Source organism: Methanoregula sp., assembly GCF_003170075.1.
GTDB lineage: Archaea > Halobacteriota > Methanomicrobia > Methanomicrobiales > Methanospirillaceae > Methanoregula.
The window spans coordinates 1-10,873 of the sequence record NZ_PMZU01000057.1; the positions used below are offsets into that span (position 1 = coordinate 1).

Genomic DNA, 10,873 nt, shown 5'->3' on the forward strand with positions numbered 1-10,873 from the left:
CCTCCACACCACCCATCACCCCCACCCCCCCTTGCTACATCCCTACCGCTAAATACAACGATGGCCCTATCTCTCCCTATGGCAAACCTCTCGCACTTCATGATCCCGGCCGACAACGTTGACCGGGCACGGCACTTCTATGCAGCCCTTCTCGGCTGGAAGATAGAACCGGTACAACCTGCTCCCGATTCCATGGGGATCGCGGCGATGCAGTACCATGATATCACGACCGGGGCAGCCCGGCCGGGCACGCTGAGCACGGGCGGGTTATACAAGCGGCACCTGAACGAACCGATCCTGGATTTCGTGGAGGTTAAGGATCTCGATTTTGTGCTCTCAAAGGTTGAGGGGCTGGGCGGGAAGGTAACGATGCCTAAAACCGCTATCCCGGGTGTAGGACAGACCGCGATGGTCCTCGACTCCGAAGGGAATCTCATCGGCCTCTGGACGCCAATAAAGAAGTGAGCCGGGCGCTCCCCCGGCCTCCTGCCGGTGCGTTCTCCGCGTCCCGGTCGCGAAAATATCTGTTTAAAGCCGTTAGAATCCCCGTATCATAAGAAAGCGTATATCCCGGGATAACGAGAGTAACACTACGTGGCATAAACCACAATCAACAAAAAGGAAGTGATTACTACGTCAGTGAAGATAACCAAGGCAGCAGCAGCCGCGAAGAAGGCATCGGCAAACGCGAAGTCAGCTGCCAGCAGCAAGAACTCAGGCGCAAAGAGCGCTTAAAACCCCTCATATTTTTTTATTTTTTACCTTGGGCGAACTCCCCAGTTTTTGTAAAATCATACTACTTTACAGTGAATATTGTTAAAAGAGGGGTTCAGTAGACGCCCTGTTTTTTGTCCGATTTTTCCTCATCCGCACCTAATTTGGGAGGGTCCCCTCTTTCTCCCCCAGAGGAGGAGGCAGCCCAAGGGGGGTGTCCCCTAGACCCCACCCTTTAGTTATTCCGATTTCAATCTCATTTTCTCGCTAACCGTCTGAGGAACTATCGCTATAGGGGGGATGCCCACGCGGCGGGGGTGTCAGCCCCCAGAAGCGTCTGTAAAAAAAGCCGGTATTCCCGGACCCGGTTACCGGGCGGCCATCACCGCATCGCATTCTTCCGCATCAGCGCCATCACGCCGGGCTTTGCAGGCTTCCCGGGCTTTTGCATGGCGGGCATCCCAAATCCTCCCATCTCCATCTGTGGCGCATCGAACATCTCCTTATTGAGCCGGTTGCCAATCTCGTCGAAGATCCGGGTATAGGCGACACAGTGCGGATCGACCCCTTCGATCCTCCCCGGCGTTGGCGCCATCGCGTTGTAGGGACACCCGCCCCGGCAGTACCTGATATGCTTACACTTCCCGCACGCTGTATCTACGTAGTCCTTGAAAGAGAGCATCAGTTTTCCCGCCGGCGATGCCATCAGCGTCTCCATCGTCGGGTGGTCCGCCACGTTTCCCATCATGTACTCCGGCATCCCCACGAACCGGTAGCAGGGGTAGATGCTCCCGTCAGGCCCCACCGCAAACGTGCTCCCCATGCAGTCCACGTACGTGCAGACGCTGCCCCGCCGGGTGAATACGCACCGGCACAGGTCGTTGATGTTCATCACCTCGATCTCGCCCATGTGGTCGAGCGCCTGGTCGAGCAGGTACACCAGCAGGTCGCCATACTCCGCAGGCTCAAGGGCCCACTCCTTCGGGTTCTCCGAGCGCAGGGACGGCAGGGCAGGGTGCAGTTTCAGGGTAAATCCTTTGTCGAGGAAGAACCGGAAGATCTCCTCACGGGCCTTCACCGACTTGTTCGTAAATGTACAGATGAACCGCACGTCGAGACCGTGCGCTTTCGCGATCTCATAGCCCTTCATGCACTTCTGGTAATAACCGTCCCCCCGCTGTGAATCAGTGATCGCTTCAGGGCCGTCGATACTCGACCCGATGGGCACGTGGTACGCCGCGAGCACATCCGCGATCTCCGGCGTCATCCGCCAGAGGTTCGTCTGCATTGCAAACTCCGGGTGCATCCGAGCGAGCCCATCTGCGAGCATTGGCAGCACAGTACGGTAGAAGTCCACTCCCGCCAGCAGCGGTTCCCCGCCGTGGAACGTGAACGTCACCCGGTCCTTATCCCACCCGTTGAGCCATTCCACGATCTCCCTTACCATTGCCGGTTTCATCACTGGCGATCCCTCTTCCGAACTCCAGCAGTATTTGCATTTCGAGGGGCAGCCCAGTGTCGGGATGATCATCACGTGGAACGGGTTTTTCATTACCCCTTTTTCCCCTCCTTACGGTATAATCGTTTTCATTCTGCCGAATCGGACATTCGTAAATCCTGTGCGGTTACAGGGCCCCGGATCATTGGGGTGAATACTCCCCGGGGTTTGAAACGGGGACATCACGTATCCCCCAGACCGGAAACCAAAATGTTACGAAAAAGGATGAATGGCTTCTTCTCATCCCACTTTAGACAGTTGTCATTCCAAGCCCGGCAGATGTGACGTTGGTGGGGTTGTCTGATGCCCCGGTTGCACTGGCTCTTGCTGCTGCCCGGGCTGCTATACGGTGAGCCTTGATGCTGGCCTTCATCTCCTGCCCAAACTGTTTCCAGAGTGACTGGAGATTCGAGTTGATGGTCTTGAGTCCTTCCTTGTCTTTGTTCGTCAGGGCGGTGTCAAGTGCTGCACGTTCGCTGCTGATTGTCGTCAGGGTTGCCTGCATCTGCGTCGTATCGATACTGTATTTATCGAGAATTGCGATTACGCTGGTTGCCCGCTGGACATGCAGGTCGAATTCCTGAAGCCGGTACTGGATGTGGTTGGCCCAGAGATCATCTTTGAGTCCCTGGTCGACAGTGTTTGCCGTTGTCCCTTGTCCGGCTGGCGCCGCTGCTGCTGGCAGCACCAGCATGCCGATGAAGCAGAATGCAACGAATGCGCCTTTAAGAATTGTGTGTGAGTTCATGAAGGTTCTCCTTGTTCCTGGTTTTGGGTGCTCCTGGCACCCTGATCCACTGTTTTCCTCAGGAGGTTATGTATTGGTAAAATGGCAGCGCTACCGGCTGTAAAAACGGACGGATAATCGTATAACCCGCCGGTTCAATGGGAAGAACTGGTAACCTTGGAACCGCATGCCACCAGCCTGCTCAAGTGTCACCCACCGGTTTTTTAGCCTGTACAACAACAATACCTTAATAGATCCCGCCACACAGTGGCGTTTACAACTGTCCAGGGATGATCATCTATTACTGATAGAAAAACAGTATCCATCTCATCGGATCCCGTTTTCCTGGAAGAATTATCCGAATACCTTGAAGTTCTCTCAAATCCCCTGCGGCTGAAGATTCTCAAGTTCATCGAGCGTGAGCCAAAGGAGATCACGGCGGTTGCAGAACATGTCGGCATGACCTACCAGAACACCAAAAAACATCTTGATCGTCTGATCAGCATCAGTCTTGTGCAGAGGGCAGCTGGTTTCGGGCGGGAGACCGATCGTGGCATTGCCCCCGTATGGAAATATTCGCTTGCAGACGGGGGCCTTCTGAACCTTACTAAAACGCTGGGTATTTTTTCCAGTATCATACCCCCCATGGGGTATAACGACATCCGGGAGCGTATCCGGGCTGTCAGAACAACCCTCGACGATAACGGTATCCCGGCAGGACCGGTCCTGTACCTGATCGGGGGCACTGAAGACGGGCGGGCCTTCATCCTGAAAAATGATCGTATTCCGATGGGACGCGAAGATCCCGATCACCCGCCCGCCGGCAATGAAGCGATGGTTGTACTGCCGGATGATTACCGGGCTGTAACGAGAGTGACAAAGCCCCATGCATTTCTCATCAGATCTGTTGAATCCTGGCAGATCGAGGATAATGCCAGCACCGGGGGGACGTTCCTCAACTCCCGGCGCCTTGAGCCCCTGAAAAGAACCGCGCTTGCCAATGGCGATGTTATTGATCTGTCTGTAGGTGCGAACGCCGCACGGTTCTTGTTTATTTCTGACGAATGATGTACCTATTGGGAGCAACCATGTACGCAAGTGTCACGGGAACATGCCGGCCGTCACCGTTATGGCGGGTAATGGGTGTCTTCCTCCTTCTGGTGTTTCTTGTCCCACCGGGAGCGGCTCTCACTGCATCAGGAACTGCGGGGATGGGACATGATCCCGCCGTCTCGCCGGTCAGTCCGTTCATCCAGGGTGCGGAACCGGGAACCGGGGGGATGCTTGCAGCATCCCCGGTGGCCGTAATTACCATGCGGCCGACCACAATCCCTGCCCGTCAGAACCGGACATCCCTTCTCCAGACGGTTATAAAAAACGCGGCGGAGCGGCCAAAGGTAACGGTACCTGCGTTCTGGTTTATCCTCATTGTTGTTATTATCTTTATCGGGCTCGGAACCATCTTGTATACTCTTCTGAAAAAAGGGGACAGACCCTCCGTGACGCGTAAAAAATCCGGTAACGACGTTCCAGATCATGTAACCGTAATCGAAACGCCCCTGCCAGAGACCCCTGTGGAGGCAAGCCCCCCTGACCGTTCGAGGGGTCCTGCGGTATCGTTTCCCACGACTCTTGAAAAGAAGTTTCTGAACGCAGAGTTTATCGGTGAAGGAGGACTGGCGCGGGTTTTTCGTGCACAAAACGCAAAAACCGGGAGGACCGTTGCTGTCAAGGTGCCCGTCCGGTTCGATGAAATTACCGGCACNNGTTCCCTATATCGAGATGGAATATGCACCATCCTCCCTCGCTGCCATACCCCTTCCGCTTCCCGAGGAAAAAGCGGTCAGGATGATCATGGGTATTGCACGCGGGATTGCATATGCTCATGGGAAGGGGATTGTGCACCTGGATATCAAACCTGATAACATCCTGATCGCTTCTGACGGAACCCCGAAGATAACCGATTGGGGTCTCAGTAAGGCAATCGGTGACACGCGCAAATCCAGCATGATCGGCTTCTCACCGTCCTATGCCGCACCGGAGCAGATCGCACCTGACCGGTACGGCAAACCCGGGCCGGCAACTGACATTTACCAGATCGGCATGCTTCTCTCCGAGATGCTGACCGGCTCCGTCGCATTTGTTTGTGAAGGTATGCATGACCTGCACTGTGCGATTCTTGCGGACACTCCTGTCATACCCTCATGGAATGGCCGGCATGTGGATGAGATCAGAAAAATTATTCTGAAATGTCTTGCGAAGAGACCGGAGAACCGGTATGTTTTGGTTTCAGACCTGATAAGCGATCTCGAATCTTTGCAGAACCCTGTGTAAATGATATGCTCAAAAACCCGTGTATCTGGGGTCCGGGCCCATCCGCACCGGTTCATGCACCTGTAGTACCCTGACAGTGCGGGTGCAGAGGATTGCCGTGGAATAATCGTGCCGGCGTGCTCTCCGCATAGTCGCAGAAAAGAATAGTCTAATTTCTTCTCCTGCGTGATATTTCTCTATGACACCGCGGCTTTCCCTTTCGGTGCTGTTCGATAACACCACGCTTATTGATCGGTATTTCATCGGAAAACCCGGTCTTCCGCTCCTGATCGAAACAGAGGGCCGGCGGATCCTCTTTGACACCGGCGTCGGGCTGATACTGGAGTACTAATTAATCCCTGACCGTGTTTTGCCCTCAGTCGTCGTCCTCATTGATAAACAGGGCGGTGACATATATACGTCCCCCGATACTCTGGAAGTAGTGCGGGGATCTTGATATACTCGAAAAGAGGATGTAAAGCGATCTTTTTCCTTCACAGAATTCAGTTTCCCGCTCCGGGGATATTCTTGTTGTAAGAAAAATCTCTAAAAAAGAAAAAAAATTTGGTTGGGGACGATGTGCTTACCTTGCGGGGATGATCAGTGAGCGCTCGCCTGCGGGCATGAACTCGCGGATTGCACCCTTTGCGAACTCGCGGCGTGGCTCGGCAAAGTCGAACTTGAGCGACGGGTCTGCAAACGTGATCTTCATGAGCGGGGACAGGGACCAGGCATCCTGGCGTCCATAGTGGGCGGCACCGACAATAGCGGCGTATTCTCCCTGGTGTCCGACGTTCATTGCGTAGTTCGGGTAGTTTGGTCCACGGAGTTCTCCGACACAGCCCTCGTCGGCCCTGACGGACATACAGTTCGCGGAACCGCACTGGTCCTGCAGGTCGTAGCCGAAGAAGCCGAGGCGTGACCAGCCTTCCTTGTGCATGAGCATCGACATGTACCAGCCGTTCAGACCTGCATTGGAGTTTGCCGTTGCAAGTGAAGCGGAGATACCTGATGCTGCCGCAAGGACGGACGCACGCTGGGAACCGCCGAAGTGGTCCTCGAGAGTAGTCGGGTACGTCTCGTACTGCTCCATACCGTAGAGCGTGACTTCGGATGCGATATCGCTGACCGCTTCCTGGGTCTGTTTTGCCTTTCCGATACCGCCGTGGTTTTTCTTGATATAGTCAAGACCATAGTAGCAGTAGTCGTCGAGGATGTTGTCGGTGTATGCAGCGGTTGCATACTGGGTGAATCCGACACCGCCTGACATGTAAGATCCGAGCCAGATCTGGTCGAAGAGCATGGTACCTGCACCGACGACTTCAAGGGATGCCTTGACGGGGTCGTTCGGGTACTTGCGGTCTGCCTGGCACATGTCGGCGAAGTGTCCGAACATGATGCCACCTGGCTCGTTCGGGCCACGTGCACGGCGGGCGGGCAGGATGTCTGCCATCTGGATGACACCAGCGTGCTTTGCTGCGAATGCGAGGTCAGCAACTGCTGCCTCACCGGCGCACATCTTGTATGCTCCGATGAAGGACATACCGATCTGCATTGCAGACCACCGNNCTTTGCCGGGAAGAGCTTGTCGAGGTTTAAGACGAACTGGGGCTCGAGGTCGTCTGCCATCTCGTCATCGCCGGTGAAGACTTTGACGTAGCAGTCGTCGACGAGTGCCGGGTGGGTCTCGACCATGTGTTCCTGAACGACGGCCGCGCCGGGCATTGCGTGGTTCAGCACGTGGAGGTACTCGTTGATGGTTTCAGGAGTAACTTCCTTGCCGAGACGCTTCTGGAGGGTCTGGTGGGCGAGGTCGAGGCCGACGATGATCGTCCGGCGGATGTCGTCCCACATCTGCTGCATTGCAGCGTTGTTCACAAAGTGAAGGTCATCTCCCTCGACAAAGACGCCGGTGCCGGAAACCTCGTAGGGTGTCAGCTGGCGCTGGCCGAGCGGGATACCACCACAGTGGCAGCGCTTGGGGTCGTACATCGAGATGCCGCGCTCCATTGCGGCAACCTGGCCTTCCTTTAAGAACTCCATCTTACGGGGAGACTGCTCGAGACCCTTGCGCTCGAAGACGGTGGACATTGCCGCCGGGTCTGCATGGAACTTTTCCCTCATTGCCTTCAGGAAGAGCTTCTGGGTCCTTTCGATTTTTGCCTTTGCCATAATTATGCCTCCTTTGGCATGAAGCCGTACTTTACCCTCAGTGCGTGGATGCGCTGGATGTATTCAACGTATTCTGCGTCATCGCGGAATCCGGTGCCTACGAGGGAGTGGTACATGGTGGTGTGCGTCTTGAGCCACTTTGCGTCCATCGGCTTGCCGACCTTGACTTCGGAGTCAAGGGGAACGCCGACCTGATCCTTGACGTACTTGACCATGCCCGACTTCTTGTCCATGACAAAGCGCTGGAGCATGTCGAACATCATCCCGTTCTCATCGAGACGGAGGGAGTGTCCGTGCACCGTGCAGCCACGGATGCCGGTAAGTGCTGCATCGAAGAGCTCGGTGTTGATGAGTTCCTTTGCATACTTTTCGAGATCTCTCTCACGGCATTCGATGATCTGACGGCCTGACAGTGTACCCGGGTCAATGCCACGGAAGCGGTATGCCTCGAGCCAGGATCTCTGGTACGGCTGGCAGGGTGCATTGTACATCGAGTCGGTGAACTGGATGTAGCGGACGCGGTCGCCGGCCTTTGCGCCATCGGTCGGGGTTACGAGCTTGCGGATCGGGCAGGCGGGTTCCTGCTGCTCGGAGAGCGGCGGGTGTGCCGACGGGTATGCTGCACCGGGTGCCTTATGTCCCATGACGAGGACGACGTCCTTGTCCGTTACATCGCGAATCTTTTCCAGTTTGTGGTTGGGGTCCAGCTGCTTCCGCCGGTTCTCGGCGACCTGCGTCTGGCCGGGACAATACTGGGGTTTATATGCCATTTTTTATCACTCCAATGTTTCCTTCTTTTTCACGATTCTCATGACAGACGAAATGACTTCCGCCATCTTCTCGCGGGTCGGGGTCTGACCCCGGGTCACGCCGTTCACGATCGCCATCACCGTGCCTTTGGTACGGATCCGGTCGGCCGGGGGCATCACGACGGCAGTCTTCACGCCCTCTTTTGCGAGATCCTCATAATCAATCGGGGACTGGGAAACGACAATCGCCTTCACGTCACAGGCCTCAAGAATAAACCGGACCTTGTGCACCACATGGGATCGGACGTTCCCATGGTGAAGTATGGCGACCTTGTGTTTCTCAATCTGCGCGACCTCCTTGTCAGTAAGCCCGAAGTAGGCACCGATGACGCCGCCGGCAATATTAGGGGCGTCTGGGGGGACGCCACTGCCGGCGTTCAGTACAAGGGTACTGATACTGTATTCGACGCCTTGCTGTCGCAGCCCCGAGGTGATGTCGCACACCGGCTTTGTGACGTGGCGGCGTCCTGGGGACATTCCGACCACGATCACGTCCGGGTACCGGCATTCGGAGATGGTGCCCCGCTGGGCAAGCCCGCCTCCTTTACCCATGCCCATCGCCTCGCGGCAGTCAACTACCTGGGTTACTCGTCCTATCGGCATTATTTGATTCCCTGAATGATAGTGGGTTTGGACTTGCTGCTTGGATCAGCTAGTCCGAGGATCGATTTGTCCGCATCCGGGCCATACTTGCAATAATCGACAAGCGAGGGCTCGGTCTTCATGAACTTCCCTTCCTGGATCCGGAAGGTGAAATTGGTGAAGACCTGTTCGCATGCGGTCTTCAGTGTGGGGATCACGTCGCGGCTCTCGAGCTCGAGGATCACCGTACCCACATGAACCTGCAGCTCCACTTCCTGGTCGCCGACATGGATGGTCTTCCTCATGTTATGAGGATTGGCCATTCCTGTGGCTGGTCCGTACGTTACGGTAGCGGGAAGGCGCGGCCCGTTGAGGACCATGCGCCGTATGCCGGCGATCTCGGAGAGCTTGTTCAGCAGGTGCTCGGTTGTCTCGGGGTTAAGCAGCCGCTCGGTGACAATCCTGCACTGGGGGAACGTGGCATCAGTCATTTGTATCCTTGTGGGGTTTAGATACCCTTTGCTACTGTCTGAATCGGTCTCTTGAACGCTTCGATCTGCCCGAAGGTGTCCTGGTAAACCTTCGCAGTTGCCTCGGGGCCGAACATCTGGGTGCCTGCATCCAGTGCGCATGCTGCGACGATACAGGGCATACCGACACCGGCTGCGTGACGGGTAACGACGTGGTTACCGTTGAATCCACCGGGGCCGCCGCCACCGTAGATCGAGTGGCTGAAGAACGAGAATCCGACTGCGACACCCATTGTCCGACCGAAGTCGGAGCCTGGGAGGCCGGTCTCGTGCTCGAGCAGGTCGTTGAAGTAGAGCAGGGTTGCGGAAACTGCCTGGGCGAACCGTCCTGCACCACAGTTGACCATGGTCGCTGCGAGGGTGCCTGCGGATGCGTAAGCGTTCCAGAGCATCGGATCCTTGGTCTCGTAGAAGATGTAGCCGCTCTTGCCCTTCTTGCCTGCCTTGATGACCTTGTCGTCAAGGGCACGCTCGACAAGGCTCTGCACGACAGTACCGATGGTACCGGTCTTGCCGTTTGCCTTGACGAGGTCGTAGACGATGTTGTTTGCATTCAGGCCCTGGTACGCGTAGAGCAGGAGCTGTGCACGCTCGAACGGGCCGATTGCGGCGCCCATCTCGAACTCTCCTGCCTGTTCAAAGGTTGCGGAGAGTGCTGCACCCTGCATTGCATTCCGGTGGGTCATCATGACCGCAGTGTTTGCGGGGATGTTGCGGAGTGCGTAGCCGAGACCTTCGTTGTTCTGCGGGATGGACAGGATAGAGATGATATTGCCGCCCTTCATGTCCATCGTCTGCGGGTAGGTACCCCAGACTGCACTCTTCACATAGGAACCGTCAAACATGCCGACCTTGTACTGCTCGAGCAGTGCGTAGGTGGTCGCTGATGCTACGGATGTGGTTGCCGCATCGTAGGTTGCTGCTGCGTTAATCCGTGCAGACGGGACCTCGATGAGGAGCATCTTGCCGCCGCCGACCTTGGTGATCTTGGTGTCGTCGCCCTCGGTGACCTGGACCATTCCCTTGATCTTGGCTGCGAGTGCATCCGAATCCTTGACACAGCTGCAGTTCATGCTGTGCCCGAGGATCTGGTTGGACTTGCCGCCCATCTTACCGGTCTTGAGTGCATCCTCAATTCCACCGAGGTTGACTGCCACGGTCCTCTTGGTGAGGTCGATAAGCTCGAGTGCACCCTTGTTGACCAGCGGACTGATCCTGTCAATGGTGACGTTGCTCTTTAAGAGCTTACCCTCATCGTCGTAGAGGTCGATTGCATCTTTATATTTTGCCATATAATTTCCTCCAAATTGACTTTTAACTCCTATACCGTACGAGAACTGAACACTGGTGGTGACTAATAGAACACTGGTAATGAATGAAAGTCGCTATTGCACGTCCCCTAGATTGGGACATTGAATAATTCCCAATTTCCGCTTATAAGCGTTCCGATTTTATCTCGGAACGCGTTTTTATAGAACTCCAAAAATATTACATAAAACCGAAGCAATGTTCAAATATTACATATATC

Annotated in this window: 10 protein-coding genes and 1 pseudogene; 4 read left to right on the forward strand and 7 right to left on the reverse strand. The window is 55.6% G+C overall.

What is annotated here, in order from left to right; all coding sequences use genetic code 11:
* Window positions 1-78: 78 nt before the first annotated feature.
* Complete coding sequence (locus QZN75_RS07265; protein ID WP_292426720.1) at window positions 79-465, forward strand: VOC family protein; 387 nt, start codon at window positions 79-81, stop codon at window positions 463-465.
* Between the two features lie 631 nt (window positions 466-1,096).
* On the opposite strand, the gene QZN75_RS07270 is transcribed toward QZN75_RS07265, so the two are convergent.
* Complete coding sequence (locus QZN75_RS07270) at window positions 1,097-2,266, reverse strand: TIGR04083 family peptide-modifying radical SAM enzyme (protein WP_292426722.1); 1,170 nt, start codon at window positions 2,264-2,266, stop codon at window positions 1,097-1,099.
* 196 nt (window positions 2,267-2,462) lie between these two features.
* The gene (locus tag QZN75_RS07275) at window positions 2,463-2,960 is read right to left on the reverse strand and encodes a hypothetical protein (RefSeq protein ID WP_292426725.1); all 498 of its coding nucleotides are present in this window, start codon (window positions 2,958-2,960) and stop codon (window positions 2,463-2,465) included.
* 438 nt (window positions 2,961-3,398) lie between these two features.
* On the opposite strand from QZN75_RS07275, the gene QZN75_RS07280 reads away from it, so the two are divergent.
* From QZN75_RS07280 to QZN75_RS07290, 3 genes are all read left to right on the forward strand, one after another.
* Window positions 3,399-4,007 (forward strand): FHA domain-containing protein, encoded by a 609-nt coding sequence (locus QZN75_RS07280; RefSeq protein ID WP_292426728.1) that lies wholly within the window; start codon window positions 3,399-3,401, stop codon window positions 4,005-4,007.
* Window positions 4,008-4,688: 681 nt separating this feature from the next.
* The gene (locus tag QZN75_RS07285; RefSeq protein ID WP_292426731.1) at window positions 4,689-5,273 is read left to right on the forward strand and encodes a serine/threonine-protein kinase; all 585 of its coding nucleotides are present in this window, start codon (window positions 4,689-4,691) and stop codon (window positions 5,271-5,273) included.
* A gap of 178 nt (window positions 5,274-5,451) precedes the next feature.
* On the forward strand, window positions 5,452-5,604 hold the full coding sequence (locus tag QZN75_RS07290; RefSeq protein ID WP_292426734.1) for a hypothetical protein: 153 nt from the start codon (window positions 5,452-5,454) through the stop codon (window positions 5,602-5,604).
* 231 nt (window positions 5,605-5,835) lie between these two features.
* Here the strand turns inward: QZN75_RS07290 and QZN75_RS07295 are convergent.
* From QZN75_RS07295 to mcrB, 5 genes and pseudogenes are all read right to left on the reverse strand, one after another.
* Window positions 5,836-7,424, reverse strand: a pseudogene (locus QZN75_RS07295) (methyl-coenzyme M reductase subunit alpha).
* A 2-nt stretch (window positions 7,425-7,426) separates the two neighbouring features.
* The gene (gene mcrG, locus QZN75_RS07300; protein ID WP_292426737.1) at window positions 7,427-8,194 is read right to left on the reverse strand and encodes a coenzyme-B sulfoethylthiotransferase subunit gamma; all 768 of its coding nucleotides are present in this window, start codon (window positions 8,192-8,194) and stop codon (window positions 7,427-7,429) included.
* A gap of 6 nt (window positions 8,195-8,200) precedes the next feature.
* Window positions 8,201-8,836: a methyl-coenzyme M reductase I operon protein C gene (mcrC, locus tag QZN75_RS07305; RefSeq protein ID WP_292426738.1), complete on the reverse strand. Its 636-nt coding sequence runs from the start codon at window positions 8,834-8,836 to the stop codon at window positions 8,201-8,203.
* A complete protein-coding gene (gene mcrD / locus QZN75_RS07310; protein ID WP_292426742.1) occupies window positions 8,836-9,306 on the reverse strand; it encodes a methyl-coenzyme M reductase operon protein D in 471 nt (156 codons plus the stop codon). The genes mcrC and mcrD overlap by 1 nt, the downstream gene beginning before the upstream one ends.
* Before the next feature lie 17 nt (window positions 9,307-9,323).
* Complete coding sequence (gene mcrB, locus QZN75_RS07315) at window positions 9,324-10,637, reverse strand: coenzyme-B sulfoethylthiotransferase subunit beta (RefSeq protein ID WP_292426745.1); 1,314 nt, start codon at window positions 10,635-10,637, stop codon at window positions 9,324-9,326.
* Window positions 10,638-10,873: the final 236 nt, after the last annotated feature.

Excerpts from the sequence above, each read along its gene's own strand:
- QZN75_RS07265 (WP_292426720.1), top strand. The coding sequence starts at position 79 with ATGGCAAACCTCTCGCACTTCATGATCCCGGCCGACAACGTTGACCGG.
- QZN75_RS07270 (WP_292426722.1), bottom strand. The coding sequence starts at position 2,266 with ATGAAAAACCCGTTCCACGTGATGATCATCCCGACACTGGGCTGCCCC.
- QZN75_RS07275 (WP_292426725.1), bottom strand. The coding sequence starts at position 2,960 with ATGAACTCACACACAATTCTTAAAGGCGCATTCGTTGCATTCTGCTTC.
- QZN75_RS07280 (WP_292426728.1), top strand. The coding sequence starts at position 3,399 with ATGACCTACCAGAACACCAAAAAACATCTTGATCGTCTGATCAGCATC.
- QZN75_RS07290 (WP_292426734.1), top strand. The coding sequence starts at position 5,452 with ATGACACCGCGGCTTTCCCTTTCGGTGCTGTTCGATAACACCACGCTT.
- mcrG (WP_292426737.1), bottom strand. The coding sequence starts at position 8,194 with ATGGCATATAAACCCCAGTATTGTCCCGGCCAGACGCAGGTCGCCGAG.
- mcrC (WP_292426738.1), bottom strand. The coding sequence starts at position 8,836 with ATGCCGATAGGACGAGTAACCCAGGTAGTTGACTGCCGCGAGGCGATG.
- mcrD (WP_292426742.1), bottom strand. The coding sequence starts at position 9,306 with ATGACTGATGCCACGTTCCCCCAGTGCAGGATTGTCACCGAGCGGCTG.
- mcrB (WP_292426745.1), bottom strand. The coding sequence starts at position 10,637 with ATGGCAAAATATAAAGATGCAATCGACCTCTACGACGATGAGGGTAAG.